Source organism: Arthrobacter ginsengisoli, assembly GCF_031456935.1.
Lineage (GTDB): Bacteria > Actinomycetota > Actinomycetes > Actinomycetales > Micrococcaceae > Arthrobacter > Arthrobacter ginsengisoli.
The window spans coordinates 243,915-260,400 of sequence record NZ_JAVDVQ010000004.1; the positions used below are offsets into that span (position 1 = coordinate 243,915).

Sequence of the window (16,486 nt, forward strand, 5' to 3'; positions counted from 1 at the left end):
GCAAACTCGGCAGTGTTTCAGGCAGCGGCGGCCGCTGCGTCCGCGGCTCCCCTGGATCTGGTGCGCCTTAATACCTTGGCGACGTGCCGGAGTTCGCGTCGCTGCCGGGAGGGGATCTTGGCGTGTCGCTCAGGTGGCACTTCGGCAGGCTTCGTGCCCGGTAGTGGGGGAGCTTTTGATTGGTAGGTGTGGCCGGTGGGGGTGGTGATGTGGAGTGTGTGTCGGGGGCCGGGGCGGGGTTGGGCGTTCCAGCCGGGGGTTTCTTTGGTGTGGTTGCAGGCTTCGCAGAGGCCGGCGCCGTTGTTTTGGTCCGTGGTGCCGCCGTGGTGCCAGGGGATGATGTGGTCCAGGTGCCGGATCGGGGCGTCGCAGTAGGGGGTGCGGCAGGTGTCGTCGCGGAGGTGCACGAATCGCCGGAGGCCGGGCGGGAAGAGCCGGGCGCGGGAGTCCATCGCGGTGAGCTCTCCGCTGCCGGGGGCGGTGTAGAGCCGGCGGAGCCAGACGTTCAGGGCCTGGTCCTGGCCCTCGTCCGGGTCTGCCTGGTTCGGGTTCTGGTCGGGGACGAGGAGTGCGCGGGCGTGGCCGGCGGGGATGATGCCGTAGCCGGGGAGGCGGGCGGGTTCGCTGTCGCCCTGGAAGAGGGTGCGGTCGGTCATGATGAGCTGGATTTCGATCCCGGTGATCCCGCCGGGGGTGCCGGTGGTGCGTTCGACCAGGGTGTCGGCCATGAGCTGGCCGCGGGTGCGGGGGTCCCCGGTGGCCCGGAGGGCGTCGGCGTGCCGGGTCAGGGCGGTGTGCACGGCGACGCCGGCGGCGACGGGCAGCAGGGCGGTGAGGTAGCACATGGTGTCCGGGGCCGGGCGGAGGCTGACGTGCCGTTCGGTGGCGGCGTGCCCGGCGCGTTGGGTGACGGAGCGGGGGTCGCGGCGGTAGGCGGCGGCCCGGGCCGCGGCAATGATCTTCCGGTCCCCGGTTCCGTCGAAGGTTCCGGTGTCGGGGGCGAGGTCGGCGTCCACGGCACAGCGGTCCGCCGCGGACAGGCACGCGGTTTCGCGCACGAGCAGGGTGGCGCGCCATTCGTTGAGCTGGCCGGTGTCCAGGGCGGCGAGGGTGTGCGGCATTTCGGTGACGAGGGCTTTGGCCAGGCCCAGGAGCCGTCCGCCGCGGGCGGGGGATTCCCGCCTTGCGAGGGCGAGCTGCGCGGCGACGCCGGCGCCCAGCTCCGCGGCCGGCATCCCGGTCTCGGCTTGTTCGCGGCGCTGGAGCAGGTCGAAGTCGACCGCGAGCCGGGCCTGGCGGGCCGACAGGGCAGACTTCCGGTCTTCCAGGGCCCGGATTTCAGCAATCAGAGACGCACCCTCGGCGCAGGGCCGGACCGCGGCCCGGGAGCGGGCCACGCCGGGGACCGCCCCCCTGCCAGCTGCTGCCGGAGCCATCCCGGGCCCCTGATTGCCGTCCACAGACCCATTGAACCTCGGGGCCCCGACATTTAGGGCGCCCGTGGGTCCAGTGGCGGCGGCGGCCTTCAGCTCCTCGACTTCGGCGGGCTGGCCGGTCAGCCCGGCACCCTCGGCGCAGGGCCGGACCGCGGCCCGGGGGCGGGCCACGCCGGGGACCGCCACCCTGCCTGCTGCTGCCGGAGCCATCCCGGGCCCCTGATTGCCGTCCATGGAAACAGGCTATCGGGCACCTGCGACAATAAAACTCCGCTGATCCGGCGCAGCCATCCGCGCGAATTTGCCCGACCGGGTGCCCCGCCAACGAACCAAGGAACCCATGCCGATCAACAGACAGTCACTGAAACAGGACGGATTCACCGGTTTTCGGCCGCTCGGGGACCTGGACATCAACCGGATCCCGCAGAAAGCCGGGGTCTTCGCGGTGCTGCGGCCGGAGGGTTTCCGGCCGCAGTTCCTCGCCAGAAGCACGGCCGGCATCTTCAAGAAAAAGGACCCCAGCCTGAAGGCGGAAGCCCTCGACGCCGAATGGGTGGACGGCGCGGACGTGCTCTACCTGGGCAAGGCCGGCCCCGGCAGTAAAGGCAACCGCGGTCTGCGCCGTCAGATCCAGGAATTCGTCGACTTCGGCCACGGCAAGCCGCCCGGCCACTGGGACGGCCGGCTCATCTGGCAGCTCGCCGCGGCGGGGTCGCTGATCATCGCGTGGAAAGAGCTGCCCGTCGAACAGCTCACCGGGGCGGAGGCGGGGTATCACGCCGCGTTCGTGGAGGAGTATGGCCGGCTGCCCTACGCCAACCTGGTCCAGACGCGGGTCAAGGGAAGTTAGCTACCGCCGGTCAGATGCCGCCTCGGAAAGTAAACCGCCCTGCCACGAGCGTCGCGGCCACCGGCATCGCCGCAAAGACGCCGTCGGAGACCGCCAACGGGTCGCCGTCGAGCACCGCGAGATCCGCCGGATCCCCCACCCGGATCCTGTGCCGCCCGCGCGTTGACGCGGTCAGGGCCTCCTGCCGGGTGAGTGCCTGCTCCGGGTGCCAGGGCTCCCTCCCGTCCTGCCGGGCACGGGTGGTTGCGGCCGACATGGCGGTCCAGGGTTCCAGCGGCGCCACCGGCGCATCGGAGCCAAACGCCAGCGTCGCCCCGGCAGCCAGCAAGGACCGCAGCGGGAACGCCCGGTCCGTGCGTCCGGACCAGTTGGTGTCGGCGGCATCGCGGTCATCCAGGACGTGGGCGGGCTGCACGCTCGCCGTCAGGCCCAGCTCGCCGAAGCGGGCGAAGTCCTGGCCGCGGACCAACTGGGCATGCTCAATCCGCCCGGCAATCCCGGCCGCCGCGAAGGCATTCAGGGCCACCTCGTTGGCGCCGTCGCCGATCGCGTGCACCGCCGGAACGAATCCGGATTCCCGGGCCCGGACCAGCAACTCCAGCAGTTCCGCCTCACTCACGGTCAGCAGGCCGCGGCCGCCGTGCGGATACGGATCCACGCAGTACGCCGTGCGGGTGTTCAGGGAACCGTCAATCAGCACCTTGAGTGGTCCGACCCGCAGCAGCCCCGCGCCGCCGTCGAGCTGCTGCCCCGTCCGCATCCCCTCTGCAGTGGCCCGCGCCAGGTCCTGCGGATAGACACTGGCGTCCACCCGGAAGGAATCGAACCCGCCCGCCACGCGGCGCAGCCACACGCCCGGGTTGCAGGTCATTTCGAAGTCGACAATCCCCACAATCCCGCGTGCCGCTGCCGCCTGGCCGGACTCCCGCACCCAAGCATCGACCACGGCCTCCGGCAGCTTGCCCAACTCACGGGTCAGTTCAAAGGCCGGCTCCTCGCGTAGCAGCCCGGAGGCGTCCACCGCCACCGCGTAACGTCGCGCTGCCGCGCTGTTGAGCCAGACGCAGTGCAGGTCATGGCTGAGCAGGGCCGTCGGCATGCCCCGCGTGGCGCCGTCGAGCAGCTCCAGGCTGGGAATATCCGCCCAGGCGGCGTCCCGGAATCCGACACCCACCGTCGTCAGCACGCCGTCGTTGTGGCCGGACAGTGAGGCGCCTACGACGTCGGCCGCCTCACGCGCTGAGGCGGCGCCGGAGAGATCGATGCGGTTGGCGGCGAGGGCCCACTGGGTCATGTGGACATGCTCATCCCACAACCCCGGGATGACGCAGCGGCCGTCCAGGTCAACGACCCGGGAACCGGTGTTGCCGGGAGTCCCGGCGGGCGTGATCCGCGAAACGACGCCATTGGTCACGTGGAGGTCATACAGCGCCGTTCCGCCGGGGGTCCGCGCTGAGGCGAGCACCAGGTGGTTCGCGGCATCGGCAGGAGTCGCAGGCATAGGTGACAGGCTATGCGGCGGAGCGGGATGCGCCAATCCGGAACGGCACCGAACGCCAGCACTGAGCTGCCTTAGCCGCCCGATTCCGGCCGCCCGCCGGACAAGGGACTTTCGCCCCTTGCCCCCGGAAACCCGCCGCTCCCATGCTGGATCTGGGGCGGTTCCTGCACGGCCATTGGGGGATGAACCGCTTGCTTGTCAGTTGTACGGTCTCGCTCAAACCTTGGGGAAGGAAAAGGCATTCTGCAGGTTCCCGCGTCGGCGGGAACCGGCAGGAGACCGCAGCCAAAATGACTGTCATTCGCGATTTTTTCACTTCTGAGGCCGCACGCGGGCAGCACATGAGTTCTGGTGCCCCGTGACCCACAGGCATTATGGAAACCGATCCAGCTCCTACTACGCTCACCCCTCCCATGGGGATCCCCGCATCAATGTGATCATCCGGATCGACGCCATTGAGGAGTCGGCCAGAGTTGTGGTGCGGGGCGTCGTTACGCCCGCAAACATCCGTGCCCTCTACGTGGTCTGCCGCCGCGTGGCGGCCAAACTTCCCGACTATGAACTCGTTGTGGACCTCGCCCACGCCCGCGTGACCGCCGATGCCATCGAAGAACTCCACGAGCATGCCCGCCGCTCGGTCCTGTCATCCGGCATCGACGCCTCCGTCACCCCGTGCCGGCTGCGCATCGTGGATCCGCCCGCCATCCTCAGAATCAAGGAGCACGCATGAAAGCCCTCGTCTACGGCGGTCCCGGAGAAAAGTCCTGGACGGACGTCCCTGATCCCAAGATCCAGAATCCCAGCGACGTGATCGTCAAAGTGGATACCACCACAATCTGCGGCACGGACCTCCATATCCTCAAGGGGGATGTACCCGCCGTGACCAAGGGCCGGATTCTGGGCCATGAAGGCGTCGGGACCATCACCGAAACCGGCGCCTCCGTCACCAGCCTGAAAGTGGGGGACCGGGTCATCATCTCCTGCATCAAGTCCTGCGGCCACTGTGCCAACTGCAAGACTGGGCTCTACTCGCACTGTATGGGCGAGGAGGGGGCATCCGGGATCGGTTGGGTGTTCGGGCACCTGATCGACGGCACCCAGGCCGAGTACGTCCGCGTCCCCTACGCCGAAAATTCCCTCCACCTGCTCCCTGAGGGCGTCACCGACGAGCAAGCCGTTATGCTCTCCGACATTCTCCCCACCGGCTTCGAAATCGGTGTGCAGTACGGCCGGGTCAAGCCTGGCGACACGGTCGCCGTCATCGGCGCCGGTCCCGTCGGCCTCGCCGCGATTGCCACCGCTGGACTCTACGGAGCCGCAACCATCATCGCCGTCGATCTTGACGCGAACCGGCTGGACAAGTCCCGGGAGTTCGGCGCCACCGACGTCGTCCTCTCCGGCGATGCCGACTGGAAGGAACAGGTGCTGGCACTGACCGACGGGCAGGGCGTGGACGTGGCAATCGAGGCGGTTGGCATTCCGGCGACCTTCAGCATGTGCACGGACATCGTGCGTCCCGGCGGCAACGTTGCCAACGTCGGCGTGCACGGGAAGTCCGTGGAGCTGCACGTGGAGAACCTCTGGATCCAGAACATCAACATCAGCATGGGCCTGGTCAATGCCAACACCACTCCGATGCTGCTCAAACTCGTGGCCCAGAAGAAGGTGCCGGCGGAGAAGTTCGCCACCCACCACTTCGGCTTCGATCAGTTCCTGGAGGCTTACGACACCTTCGCCCGGGCCGCGGAAACGAAGGCGCTCAAGGTCGTGATCTCCGCATGAGGGCCCTGGTTGTCTACGATTCGGCGTACGGCAACACCAGATCGGTAGCAGAGGCGATCTCTGCCTCGCTCGACGGGCTGCAGGCAAGTTCCGTCCCGGTCGGGGACTTCAAGCCCGAGGCGCTCGCCGCGGGGGACCTGCTTGTCGTCGGTAGTCCGATCAACGGATGGCGCCCGACGCCGAAGATCACCGCGCTGCTTTCGGCGTTGGGAAATGGACACCTCAACGGTGTGAAGGCCGCGGCGTTCGACACCCGCGTTCGGATGTTCATCCACGGCGACGCTGCCAAAAAGATCACCCATGCCCTGAAGGCCGGCGGGGCAGACATCATCGCCGAACCCATGCCCTTCTACGTGAAGGGCAACGAGGGGCCCCTCCGGGACGGAGAAATCGAGAAGGCGGAGGTCTGGGCGCAAACCCTACTCACCTCACTTTCGAGCTGAGTCAGCTGATCTGAGTCATTGAAAGGATGGCGGCCATGCGAGCAGGCCGGATTGTCATGCTGGTGCTGGGTACGCTCAGCGCACTCCTCGGACTGGGGCTGCTGGCGGGCGCCGGGGCCGCGGGCTTCGCCAACTATCTGCAACGAGACAACGGGTACTTCACCACCCCATCCGAACGTTACTTCACGAACTCCTACGCCCTGACGACACCCCGCCTCGACATCATGACCGAGGGCGGCGTGCCGGACACCGCTCCGGTCGGCGTGGTCGGAAGTGTCATGCTGGGCGGTTCGGCGGTTGCCGGCAAGGAAATCTTCATCGGGGTGGGACCGCGGAACGACGTGGCGGCCTACCTGGAGGGTGTCAGCCATTCGGAGATCACCGAAGTCCGCTTCAACCCGTTCAGGGTGGAGTACCGGGATGTGGCTGGAGTCAACGTCCCCGCGAGGCCTGCAGACCAGGGCTTCTGGGCCGCCTCGGCCACCGGCCCCGGCGAGCAGCAGCTCGAATGGGACCTGCGGTCCGGCAGCTGGGCTGTGGTGATCATGAACGCCGATGCCAGTGCTCCGGTGGCCGTGGATATGAAGGCCGGAGCCCGCTCCAACCTGTTGTGGCCCGTCTTCATTGGGCTGCTGGTCGGCGGAATCGTCCTCCTGCTCATTGGTATTCCCCTGATTGTGCTTGGAGCCGTAGGGCTGGGGCGCGGCAAGAACGGGCATCCACAGCCCGGACAGTCCGTTTCCGGGCAGCCGCAGCCCGGGCAGCTGCACGGTGTGGCCACGGGATCCGCGCCGCAGCTTTATGCGGCGGGCGCCGTGGCGGGCGCCCCGGGCGTCCCGGGAGCAGTGCCTGGCGCCCCGCCGCCGGGTTCCGTCGCCGTCTATCCGGCCCGCCTCAGCGGCTACCTTGACCCGAACCTGTCCCGCTGGAAGTGGCTGGTCAAGTGGTTTCTGGCGATCCCGCACTTCATCGTCCTTTTCTTCCTCTGGTTTGCCTTCGGCGTGGTCACCATCGTTGCGTGGTTCGCGATCCTGTTCACCGGGCGGTACCCGCGCTCGCTGTTCAACTTCAACGTCGGAGTGATCCGCTGGAGCTGGCGGGTTGCTTTTTACTCCTATGCGGCCCTCGGCACGGACATCTATCCGCCCTTCACTTTGGAACGCACTGACTACCCGGCCGATTTCGATGTCGATTATCCCGAGAAGCTGTCCCGTGGTTTGGTGCTCGTCAAGGCCTGGCTGCTGGCGATTCCGCACCTGCTGATCATCGCGCTGCTGACCGGGACCGCCCAGACGTGGGTGTACCGCGACGGCGAGTGGGTGCAGGTCGGCATGGGGCTCTCGCTGTTCGGGTTGCTGGTCTTCATCGCCGGGGTCATCCTGCTGTTCACCGGCGTTTTCTCCCGGGGTCTCTTCGACTTCCTGATGGGCCTGGACCGCTGGATCTACCGTGTCACGGCCTACGTGGCCCTGATGCGCGACGAATACCCACCATTCCATCTGGACATGGGGCCGCGGGATCCGGGCGACACGGCCGCTGTTCCATCTGCGGTCCCTCCGGCCGGCCCGGAATATGCGTCAGTTCCCGGCGGGGCCGGTCCCGCCAATACCCAGTCGGGCTTCTACGGTATCGGCGGCCCGGCAGCCCACGGCACGGACAACCCCGCAGGGCCTGCCGGAGCCGCAACTCCGGGCGGCGCTGACACTCCAGCAGCTCCCGACAGAGCCGCAGCCCCCCGCCCGGACAACCCGGCAACTCCCGACGCGGACAACCCGCACCGCACCTAATCCGCTCCGGGGACACCCCCAGCCGCGGCCGGGCAGTTCACCAGAGCCGCCCGGCCGCTTTGCTGTGCCGATTGCGCCGGGGCTGCGGCTGCTGCACCGGGCCTGCTGCGCAGGGCGCCCGCGCTTGGCCGCAACGCCTTGTCCGCGCCAGCAGCTCCTTCAAAGAAATAGCTTCATGCATCTGCATCCAAAGGGCTCCGTACGCCGGTAGTAGGGGTGTAAGCAAAAATCGCCCGCCTGGCGGGCCGTTGAAGGAGATGTAAATGCGTACCAGCCTTTTCACAGCAGGCGCCGTGGCCATCGCGGCAGCTCTCGCCCTTGCCGGCCCCGCCCAGGCGGCCGAGTCCGACGCCCAGCTTTCCGTTCTCCACGGCGTGCCGGGACTGACCGTTGACGTCTGGGTCAACGGCGAACGCACGCTTGACGATTTCGCCCCCGGCACCCTTGCCGGTCCGCTGGCCCTGCCGGCCGGGGACTATGACCTTGCCATCACCGCCGCCGACGCCGCGGACCCTTCCGCCCCCGTGATTGGGCCCGTGAAGGTAACCCTCGCCGCTAGCGGCAACTACACCGCCGTAGCCAACCTCGACGCCGCGGGCCAACCGACGGCCAACTTCTTCACGAACGACGTTTCGCAGATCGACCCCGGCAAGGGCAAGCTCACCGTTCGCCACACGGCAGCAGCACCGGCCGTGGACATACTCGCCGGCGGCTCCCCCGTCATCTCCGGGCTGGCCAACCCCAATGAGGAGACCCTGACCCTGGATCCCGGCACCCTGTCCGTTGCCGTGGCCGCCGCGGGCACCACGGACCCTGTGATCGGCCCGGCCGATGTGACGGTCGCGGAAGGCACCCACACGGTGGTGTACGCGTGGGGCAGCCTCGCGGACAACAACCTGGCGGTGGCCGTGCAGAACATTGAGGGACTGAACTCCGCCCCTGCCGGCGTTCCCGCTGGACGCGCCGGCGCCGCTGACGCGGGCGCCGCATCAGCCGGTCAGTCAGCCGCCACGGTAGGCATAGGCGCCGCGGCCCTTCTGCTGCTTGCCGGCGGGGTCGCTGTATCCCGCAAGCAGACGGCGCTCCGCCGCATCCTTTAGGCCGCAACCGCCAGCCCCGGCCGCCCGGCTCCCCGTCGGGCGGCCGGGCCACGAGCTCCAACAGGGCAGGAGGACGGACATGAAGCGCTCGACGACGGCGCATACCGCCCGGCGCGGCCCGGCTCCTGGTCCGCGGACATCCGGACAAAGTTTCGCCGCGCGCATCGCGGCCGCCACGGTCACTGTGGCGTTGCTGATCACGGGGTGCACCGCACCACAGGAAACCGCGGCTCCGCAGCCCGTGGCCACGGCTCAGGCCACTACCGTCCCCGTCCCGGGGACATCCATCCCGGTCCGGCCGGCAACCCCAACGGCCGAGGCACCCAAGGACCCGGCCCCGCGCTTCCTCGCCGTGGACGGGACCACTATCAGCATGCCGATCGTGGAGGTGGGAGTCAGCCCAGACGGGGCGATGGAGATCCCAGAGCCTTTCAACGAGGCCGGGTGGTACCGTTTCGGACCGGCCCCCGGAGCCGCCGCCGGCACCGCGGTGATCGCGGCGCACGTCGACACCACCTCCGATTCAGCGCCCTTTTCCCAACTCAAATCACTCCCGCCGGGTACCCTCGTGACGGTGCAGCGCGAAGGGGCCGCGCCCGTGACCTTCCGGGTGACCGGGGTGGAACTCATGGCCAAGGACGCGTTCGATGGCCCGTCCATCTTCCGGCGCGACGGCCCGCCCGAACTGAAGCTGGTGACCTGCGGCGGCCGATGGCTGGACGAAGAACAGGACTACGGCGACAATGTGATTGTCACCGCGGTGCCGGCATGATTCAGGATGCCGCGCTCATCGCCTCCACCAGCAGGGGGAAGGAGCCGGGCTTGGCACCTTTCGAGGCCTCTTCCGGCTGGGACGCCCGACTCAACGAGGCTTTCGCCGCAGGTGACGAAACCGCGCTGGCAGAGGCCTACCGGCAGTTCGCGCCCCTGGTGCACACGCTGGCGCTGCGCTCGCTGCGCGACAACGCCGCGGCCGATGACGTCACCCAGGAGGTGTTCATCCGGGTGTGGCGCTCGCGGTCTGCGTTCGACCCGGCGAAAGCACGGCTGCCGGCATGGATCGTGGGCATCACCCGGAACGTGATCACGGACGCGCAGGCGGCCTCGGTGCGCGAGACCAGGAAGGTGCTCGCCGCCGTCGAACTCTCTCCGGACCCGGAACAGGCGGCCGGGCACACTGCGGCGGAGGTCCTGGCCGACCGGCTGCTGCTGGACGGAGAACTGGAAAGGCTCGGGGAGCCGCAGGGATCCATCCTCAAGCTCGCCTTTTACGATGACCTGACGCATTCGCAGATTTCACAAAAACTGAACCTGCCACTTGGTACGGTCAAAAGCCACATCCGCCGCAGCCTGTCCCAGCTCAGAACCCGATTGGAGGTAGACCGTGCAACATCTTGATCCGGAGTCCCTCGGCCTGCTGGCCCTCGGCGAAGATCTCGGAGACGACGCCGCGGACCACCTCCGTTCCTGCGCGAGCTGCGCCGCGGACTATGCCGGGCTCCGCCGCGCGGTCCTGGCGGCGAAGCCCGGACCGCCGGACGCCACCGCGCTGGAGCCGCCGGGGCCGCAGGTGTGGGCAGGAATTCACCGCAGCCTGGGGCTTTCCACGGCCGTCGCCGCCGACCCGATTGGATCCCCGGCGTCGTGGCGTTCCCGCCCGCCGGCACCGGCACCGTTGCCACCACAGACACCGGCCGGCCCCCCGACGCCGCTCCCGTCCCGGGAAGAACAGCCCGGCCGGAAGCGGGAACCCGGCGGGGGATCCGGATGGATCCGCCGCCCCGGAGTGTGGCTGGCGGCCGCGGCGGCCACCGCCCTGCTGGCGGCGGGGGTCTTCTGGTCCGTGCAGCAGAACCAGCCGGCGGTGACCCCGCTCGCCCAGACCGAACTTGCGCCCGTGGCCCAGCATTCCGCCACCGGCTCGGCCCGGGTCGTCGAAACCAAGGACGGGCAGCGCACGCTGGAAGTCAAGGTCGACAAGAACGAGGCCCGCGGGTACCAGGAGGTCTGGCTGATTGCGCCGGATCTGTCCCGGCTGGTGAGCCTGGGCGTCATGACCTCCGAGTCCGGTACTTTTGCCGTGCCGGCGGGCCTGGATCTGGGCGAATACCCGATCGTGGACGTGTCCGACGAGCCGGTCGACGGCAATCCCGCGCACTCCAGCGTGAGCATTGTCCGCGGAACCCTTGACTCGTGAACCGGTCCGCCTCTTGCCAGCGGACCACGGCGAGAACATAGTTGAGGGAATTTACCACTCCATGGCGGGAGGCAGACGACCATGCTGAACAACGGGGTGCCCGGAAACGGACTGTTGCACGGCAAGACCGCGTTGATTTACGGTGCGGGAGGTTCCATCGGCGGTGCCGTTGCCCGGGCTTTCGCGGCGGAGGGCGCCTTCGTCTACCTCGCCGGACGCACAGAGTCGCGGCTGGAAAAAGTGGCCCGGGATATCCAGGAGTCGGGCGGCAGGGCGGAGACCGCCGTCGTCGATGCCCTGGACGAGGAACAGGTCGACGCGTTCGTTGACCGGGTGGCCAGGAAGAACAAACGGATCGATATCTCCTTCAACCTCATTTCCTTTGGCGACATCCAGCAGCCGCTGATGGACATCGACGTCAACGACTTCACCCAGCCCATCACCCTGGCCACGCGCACGCACTTCATCACCACGCGGGCCGCGGCGACCCAGATGATCAAACAACGCTCCGGCGTGGTACTGATGTTCGGTGGTTCCGGGCCTCAGACCCTACCCGGGCTCGGCGGGTTCAAGGTGGCCCTCGATGCGATGGAAGGGCTGCGCCGGCAGTGGGCTTTGGAACTGGGCAAACACGGCATCAGGGTGGTCACCATGGTGTCCGGCGGCATCGTCGAGACCATCCCGTGGCAGACGGAGGGGCGCGAGGAGATCATCGTGGAGATCGCCAAAGCCGCCCATCTGAACCGCACCGCAACCCTGTCCGACGTCGGAAACGTCGCCTGTTTTGTCGCCTCGGACAAGGCGGGGGCGATTACCGACGCCACAGTGAACATCTCCGCCGGCGCGATTGTGGACTATTAGGGGGTTGCCCTCGAAAACGGCAACGTATCCGCTACTCGACCGTCACTTTGATCCGCTGCACCACGTTGTTGCCCATGCCCTGGTAGTTCCAGACCTGCTCCAGCGGCTGGACGGCACCGGTGGCGTCCGTGGCGCGGCAGGCCAACTCATGGTCCCCGGCGTCGGCCACCCATGGCATGGACCAGGCACGCCAGGCGAAGGGCGCGGCCGGATGTTCCAGCTGCGCCGGTGCCCACTTGCCGTCGATACCGACCTCGACGCGCTGCACGGCGCCCTCCCCGGACCACGCCCGGCCGGTCAGCATCACCGGTCCGGCCCGCACGATCCGCCTTCTCGTGAAGAAGTCCGGCACGCCCGGCGGGACCATCAGCGAGCGGACCTTGATCCACGTGACGGGCGTGCCGACGTCGTTTGCGTCCTGCTGGTAGCGGTACGCCACCGCCTGCTGAAAGCCGTCGAACGGCTTGGTCAGCACCCTGATCGAGGTCAGCCACTTCACGCTCGCCATGCCGTACCAGCCTGGGACCACCAGTCGCAGCGGGTAGCCATGCTGCGGCGGCAGCTCATTGCCGTTCATCAGGTAGGCCAGCACGATGTCGGGCCGCAGCGCCTCGGCGATCGGAAGGCTCCGGGCGAACTGCTGCCGGACCCCACCCTGGATTCCACTGTCGGCGCCGGTGAACGCCACCTCCACGGCATCGTCCTCCACCCCGGCCTGGGCCAGCAGGTAGGCGAGCGGCACCCCGGTCCACACGGCGGTGCCGACGGCCTCCAACTGCCAGGGCTGGCTCAGCGGCCGAGGGCGCAGCAGGGAGCGGCCGTTGCCGGCGCATTCCAGGGTCACCGGGATGCTGATCTTCGGCGCCCGGCGGAGCGCTTTGAGGTTCAGCTCCACAGCGCGCTCCACGGCGCCGCCGATCCGCAAGTGCCAGTGCTCGATATCAATGAATGGGATGTCGAAGTGGTTCAGCAGGTAGTGCAATCCGGGCGGGGTGATGTCGTTCCGGAGGGCCTCCAGCGGCATCGAGTGGTTCCGCACGGCGAGCTGGAGTTCCTCCGCCGTCAGCGGGCCGTGGCTCGGTTCGCCCGGGTGCGGCGTGAGCCTGCGTCCGTTCCGCGGTGTCTTCAAAATGGATGAGTGTCGGGACATCTGCTTGGGCATGGCGTTGCGATTCTGCTCCGGACCGGCCCGGTTCTGGCCGGTGTCACCTGTCTTCAGGTCTACGCCGCGGCTCCGAAGCCGTCAATACTGGCCAGCCCGGCGCGGGAGTTCTCCAATATTCATGGGAATCAGGCTGTGCAGGACAGGTAGGGCGACGATCAGGCGGTGGGCCGTGACTGCAGGATCTCCGGTGCACTTGGAGTCCGGCGGGGCCGCATGGTCCAGGCGATTACCGATGCCCACACCAGAAGCAACACCAGCGACCCCGCCAGGACCGTGTCCAGCACCTGGTTGGACACGAGAAAGGCAGCAGCTCCGGCGACCAGCATCGGGGAGAGCAACGCCGCACTGCCGGTAAGCCAACGTGGGGTGAAGCCCCGGCTGCGGAGCAGGGCCGTAACGGTAGCCACAAAGATTGCGAGCAGCAGCAGCTTCAGGCTGTCGAAGCGGTCAATGGCGTGCACAAGCCCAAGGGTGCCTTCGGCTGTCAGCCGCTCGGCGCCCAGGGCCGCCACAGCGGCGAGGGCAGACTGCGCCAACGACAAGATCGCAGCTCCAAGTCCGGCCACAGTGGCCGCGACAATCAGCCGTTGGGACGTCGCCGTGCGGGGGAGTCCCAGCGCCATGCCGGCCAGGGCAACGCCGGCGGCGCCGTGGACGAGCAGCGCCTGGACCAGAGCGGCTCCCCCCGACTCCAGGTAGAAGGCGTGGAGCTGGCTCGCCGTGAGGGTCCCCGCCAGGTGGGAAGGCCCTGCGGCGAGGCCGGACAACCATGCCAAGACGTAGATGACAGCCCAGCCACTGAGCCGGCGACTCCCTCGGACAGCGGACATTTTGATCTCGAGGGTCAACTGGATTGGTCCTTTCAGGCAGATACAACGCGAATCAGGTCCGGGCAGGCCGGTGTTGCCAGGTGTCTGTCTACTGTGGTGCCGGCTCGTCGGCGTACTGCGTCAGGGAGACATGGAGGTGGTCGATGAGCCGTTGGTAGCTGACATCGACATCGTGGGGCATGCCGAACGCCCCTCTCTTCTCCAGATCGGCCCAACCATGCATCGATGCCCGCAATTCACGGACCGCATGGATAACCGGGTCACCGGCCAGCCCGTATCCGTGGAGCACGGATACAACGACCTGCAGGACAGCCGCTGCGGCTTCATTATGGTCATCATCCGCGGGAGCCGGGGCTGTCACCGTCGCGGCGTACCGGCCTGGAAAGCGCAATGCGTAGGCGCGGTAGGCATCAGCGGTTGCGCGGAGGGCGTCTTTGCCGGCCTTGCCGACAGCGGCAGCCCCGAGTTGCCCGGCCAGTTCGCGCAGCGCAAGCATTGACAGTTCCCGGCGCAGGCCCTCGAGCCCTTCGACGTGGTTGTACAGGCTTGGAAGGCGGACTCCGAGGTGCTTGGCCACTGAGGCCAGGGTGATCCGTTCCAGTCCGATGTCGTCGGCGAGGACAGCGGCCTGGGCCACGACCCGGCCGCGGTTCAGCCCGGCTCTAGCCATGGTTGCCGCCCTCAAGGAACCGGACGATTGCCGGGGATACGATCTCGGGATATTCAGCCTGCGGATAGTGTCCGGCCTCCGGGACAAGCAGGACTTCGCAACCCAGTTTCCCGCCAAGCAGTGAGGCTTCTGCTGCCGGATTAGGGAAGTCTGGATCCTTCGCGCCCATGACGACCAGTGCCCGCGCTGTGACCTCACCGAGCCTTGCTTCGGCGGGCGCATGGGATGTCCGGGTCGTGCGGACGAACGCCTTCCAGTAGTCCGGCCGGGACAGGCTGGCGTCGATGTCCAGCAGATGCTGCCTGAAGCCATCGGGCTTGCGTCCCGGGTACAGCGTCCGGAAGTAGCTGCGCCAGGCGTACCTGCCCCACGGTCTGCGCAGTGCCGCCCGGAATATCAGCTTCAGAGCCGCCGGGACCGGGATGTCACGGACAAAGGGCCCGATCAGGACCAGGGAAGAATACAGCTCGGGTTTCTCAGCGGCGGCCCACACCGCGGCGCCGGCTCCCATGGAGTTTCCGATGACCGTTGCGGGGCCGCCAAGGTGTTTGATGAGAGCGAGAATGTCCTCCCCGGTTGCCACGTCGTCGTATCGGCCGAACGATGCGTCGCTGCCGCCGTGCCCCCTCAGGTCTATCGTAGCCACGCGGAAGTTGGCCTCCAGCAGAGGCGGGACCAGAAAACGGTAAACACCGCGCAGGTCGCCCATGCCGGGCACGCACACCACCAGCGGACCCTCCCCGGAGATCTCGAACGCGATGCGGCCTTCCGGCACCGCCAGAAACTGAACCTTTGGCCCAGAGTCCTGAACTGGCAACTGATCCACTCGACCCCCTGACAAAAACTAATCTAAGTAGTTTATAAACTAGTGCTATTAGTTTTGCAAGGGTGGCAGAAAGATGCGAGGTACCGCTGGCCCTCTGGGCCTTGGAATTGCTGCAGATCGTGTCGCGAATGGACGAAGACCACTCTGGCCGGTGACCTCTGTCTTCAGGTCTACGCGGCGTGGCTACAGCGTGTGCGACTCGGCCAGGAACTCCGCCAGACCCAGCGGTTCACGGCCGGTCAGCTCGTGGACGGCCGACGTCGGCCCGGCCAGTTCGCCGGCGGCGATCGCCGTGTAGGTGCTCACCCAGGCGTCCACCTGCCACGGCGGTGCGCCATACGACGCCCGGGAGGCGTAGGCCTCCTCGAGGGTCTCATTGTGGAACGTGATCGTCCGGCCTGTCCCGGCAGTGAGGAGTTCCGCGGCGGTGGCCAGCGAGATGTCGTCGGGTCCGGTGAGGTTATAGCTTCTGCCGATGTGCAGGGCCGGGTCCCGGAGCACGGCAACGGCCGAGCGCGCGACATCCGCCCGGGCGACCGCAGCCATCACGCCGTCCCCGGCTGGTCCGCGGATAACGCCGTCTTCGCCCGCCAGCAGCGGCAGGAAGTCCAGGTAAAAGTTGTCCCGCAGGAAAGTGAAATCCATCCCGGACGCCCTAATGTGTTCCTCGGTGGCGAAGTGGTCACGCCCGAGCGTGAAAGTGGAATCCGCTGCCGCGCCGAAGAACGAGGTATAGACGATGTGCCGCACCCCCGCCGCAGCCGCCGCGTCCACAAAGGCGTAGTGCTGCTGCAGCCGGTCCTCAGCCTCGGCGGCGGAGACCATAAAGAGTGTCTGCACGCCCGCCAGGGCTGCTTTCGCGAGCACCGGATCGGCGTAGGTGACGACCGCGGGAACAGCCAGATCCAGTTCCGGCGCCCGGCTGAGGTCGCGAACCAGCAGCCGCTGCGGGCTGCCGGCGTCGGCCAGCTGCCGGGCCACCATCCCGCCCAGATGGCCGGTGGAACCGGTGATGGCGAGCGTCGGCGCAAGTGTCAT

General features: G+C 67.8%; 17 protein-coding genes. 10 read left to right on the top strand and 7 right to left on the bottom strand.

From position 1 onward, the window contains the following. Positions 1–17 precede the first annotated feature (17 nt). Positions 18–1,436 (bottom strand): HNH endonuclease, encoded by a 1,419-nt coding sequence (locus tag J2X01_RS07005; RefSeq protein WP_374724947.1) that lies wholly within the window; start codon positions 1,434–1,436, stop codon positions 18–20. A gap of 340 nt (positions 1,437–1,776) precedes the next feature. On the opposite strand from J2X01_RS07005, the gene J2X01_RS07010 reads away from it, so the two are divergent. Next, positions 1,777–2,286, top strand: coding sequence for a hypothetical protein (locus J2X01_RS07010; protein ID WP_310052249.1), 510 nt, complete (start codon positions 1,777–1,779; stop codon positions 2,284–2,286). Positions 2,287–2,296: 10 nt separating this feature from the next. Here J2X01_RS07010 and J2X01_RS07015 read toward each other — a convergent pair whose 3' ends face one another. Next, positions 2,297–3,787 carry an amidohydrolase gene (locus J2X01_RS07015; protein WP_310052251.1) on the bottom strand — a complete coding sequence of 497 codons (1,491 nt, stop codon included), beginning with the start codon at positions 3,785–3,787 and terminating at the stop codon, positions 2,297–2,299. Positions 3,788–4,145: 358 nt separating this feature from the next. Between J2X01_RS07015 and J2X01_RS07020 the strand changes: the two genes are divergently transcribed. The 9 genes from J2X01_RS07020 (at position 4,146) to J2X01_RS07060 (ending at position 11,957) form a co-directional block, all read left to right on the top strand. Further along, positions 4,146–4,517 (top strand): hypothetical protein, encoded by a 372-nt coding sequence (locus J2X01_RS07020; protein WP_310052253.1) that lies wholly within the window; start codon positions 4,146–4,148, stop codon positions 4,515–4,517. After that, a complete protein-coding gene (locus J2X01_RS07025) occupies positions 4,514–5,569 on the top strand; it encodes a zinc-dependent alcohol dehydrogenase family protein (RefSeq protein WP_310052256.1) in 1,056 nt (351 codons plus the stop codon). The genes J2X01_RS07020 and J2X01_RS07025 overlap by 4 nt, the downstream gene beginning before the upstream one ends. Beyond that, positions 5,566–6,012 carry a flavodoxin family protein gene (locus J2X01_RS07030; RefSeq protein WP_310052258.1) on the top strand — a complete coding sequence of 149 codons (447 nt, stop codon included), beginning with the start codon at positions 5,566–5,568 and terminating at the stop codon, positions 6,010–6,012. The genes J2X01_RS07025 and J2X01_RS07030 overlap by 4 nt, the downstream gene beginning before the upstream one ends. Positions 6,013–6,047: 35 nt before the next feature. Beyond that, the gene (locus tag J2X01_RS07035) at positions 6,048–7,799 is read left to right on the top strand and encodes a DUF4389 domain-containing protein (RefSeq protein ID WP_310052260.1); all 1,752 of its coding nucleotides are present in this window, start codon (positions 6,048–6,050) and stop codon (positions 7,797–7,799) included. A 263-nt stretch (positions 7,800–8,062) separates the two neighbouring features. Next, positions 8,063–8,899: a DUF4397 domain-containing protein gene (locus tag J2X01_RS07040; RefSeq protein WP_310052263.1), complete on the top strand. Its 837-nt coding sequence runs from the start codon at positions 8,063–8,065 to the stop codon at positions 8,897–8,899. A 79-nt stretch (positions 8,900–8,978) separates the two neighbouring features. Continuing rightward, on the top strand, positions 8,979–9,671 hold the full coding sequence (locus tag J2X01_RS07045; protein WP_310052265.1) for a class F sortase: 693 nt from the start codon (positions 8,979–8,981) through the stop codon (positions 9,669–9,671). Further along, a complete protein-coding gene (locus J2X01_RS07050; protein WP_310052268.1) occupies positions 9,668–10,297 on the top strand; it encodes an RNA polymerase sigma factor in 630 nt (209 codons plus the stop codon). The genes J2X01_RS07045 and J2X01_RS07050 overlap by 4 nt, the downstream gene beginning before the upstream one ends. Beyond that, positions 10,284–11,096: an anti-sigma factor domain-containing protein gene (locus tag J2X01_RS07055; protein ID WP_310052270.1), complete on the top strand. Its 813-nt coding sequence runs from the start codon at positions 10,284–10,286 to the stop codon at positions 11,094–11,096. The genes J2X01_RS07050 and J2X01_RS07055 overlap by 14 nt, the downstream gene beginning before the upstream one ends. Before the next feature lie 81 nt (positions 11,097–11,177). Continuing rightward, positions 11,178–11,957, top strand: a complete 780-nt coding sequence (locus J2X01_RS07060) for an SDR family NAD(P)-dependent oxidoreductase (RefSeq protein WP_310052273.1) — start codon at positions 11,178–11,180, stop codon at positions 11,955–11,957. 31 nt (positions 11,958–11,988) lie between these two features. On the opposite strand, the gene J2X01_RS07065 is transcribed toward J2X01_RS07060, so the two are convergent. The 5 genes from J2X01_RS07065 to J2X01_RS07085 form a co-directional block, all read right to left on the bottom strand. Then, positions 11,989–13,107: a sulfite oxidase gene (locus J2X01_RS07065; protein ID WP_310052363.1), complete on the bottom strand. Its 1,119-nt coding sequence runs from the start codon at positions 13,105–13,107 to the stop codon at positions 11,989–11,991. A gap of 170 nt (positions 13,108–13,277) precedes the next feature. Next, the gene (locus J2X01_RS07070) at positions 13,278–13,970 is read right to left on the bottom strand and encodes a hypothetical protein (RefSeq protein ID WP_310052275.1); all 693 of its coding nucleotides are present in this window, start codon (positions 13,968–13,970) and stop codon (positions 13,278–13,280) included. 70 nt (positions 13,971–14,040) lie between these two features. Then, positions 14,041–14,622 carry a TetR/AcrR family transcriptional regulator gene (locus J2X01_RS07075; RefSeq protein ID WP_310052277.1) on the bottom strand — a complete coding sequence of 194 codons (582 nt, stop codon included), beginning with the start codon at positions 14,620–14,622 and terminating at the stop codon, positions 14,041–14,043. Then, complete coding sequence (locus J2X01_RS07080) at positions 14,615–15,397, bottom strand: alpha/beta fold hydrolase (RefSeq protein ID WP_310052278.1); 783 nt, start codon at positions 15,395–15,397, stop codon at positions 14,615–14,617. The genes J2X01_RS07075 and J2X01_RS07080 overlap by 8 nt, the downstream gene beginning before the upstream one ends. A gap of 234 nt (positions 15,398–15,631) precedes the next feature. After that, the gene (locus tag J2X01_RS07085) at positions 15,632–16,486 is read right to left on the bottom strand and encodes an SDR family oxidoreductase (protein ID WP_310052280.1); all 855 of its coding nucleotides are present in this window, start codon (positions 16,484–16,486) and stop codon (positions 15,632–15,634) included.

Coding starts and splice junctions, on each gene's coding strand:
- J2X01_RS07005 (WP_374724947.1), bottom strand. CDS start 1,436: ATGGCTCCGGCAGCAGCTGGCAGGGGGGCGGTCCCCGGCGTGGCCCGC.
- J2X01_RS07010 (WP_310052249.1), top strand. CDS start 1,777: ATGCCGATCAACAGACAGTCACTGAAACAGGACGGATTCACCGGTTTT.
- J2X01_RS07015 (WP_310052251.1), bottom strand. CDS start 3,787: ATGCCTGCGACTCCTGCCGATGCCGCGAACCACCTGGTGCTCGCCTCA.
- J2X01_RS07025 (WP_310052256.1), top strand. CDS start 4,514: ATGAAAGCCCTCGTCTACGGCGGTCCCGGAGAAAAGTCCTGGACGGAC.
- J2X01_RS07030 (WP_310052258.1), top strand. CDS start 5,566: ATGAGGGCCCTGGTTGTCTACGATTCGGCGTACGGCAACACCAGATCG.
- J2X01_RS07035 (WP_310052260.1), top strand. CDS start 6,048: ATGCGAGCAGGCCGGATTGTCATGCTGGTGCTGGGTACGCTCAGCGCA.
- J2X01_RS07040 (WP_310052263.1), top strand. CDS start 8,063: ATGCGTACCAGCCTTTTCACAGCAGGCGCCGTGGCCATCGCGGCAGCT.
- J2X01_RS07045 (WP_310052265.1), top strand. CDS start 8,979: ATGAAGCGCTCGACGACGGCGCATACCGCCCGGCGCGGCCCGGCTCCT.
- J2X01_RS07050 (WP_310052268.1), top strand. CDS start 9,668: ATGATTCAGGATGCCGCGCTCATCGCCTCCACCAGCAGGGGGAAGGAG.
- J2X01_RS07060 (WP_310052273.1), top strand. CDS start 11,178: ATGCTGAACAACGGGGTGCCCGGAAACGGACTGTTGCACGGCAAGACC.
- J2X01_RS07065 (WP_310052363.1), bottom strand. CDS start 13,107: ATGTCCCGACACTCATCCATTTTGAAGACACCGCGGAACGGACGCAGG.
- J2X01_RS07075 (WP_310052277.1), bottom strand. CDS start 14,622: ATGGCTAGAGCCGGGCTGAACCGCGGCCGGGTCGTGGCCCAGGCCGCT.
- J2X01_RS07085 (WP_310052280.1), bottom strand. CDS start 16,486: ATGACACTTGCGCCGACGCTCGCCATCACCGGTTCCACCGGCCATCTG.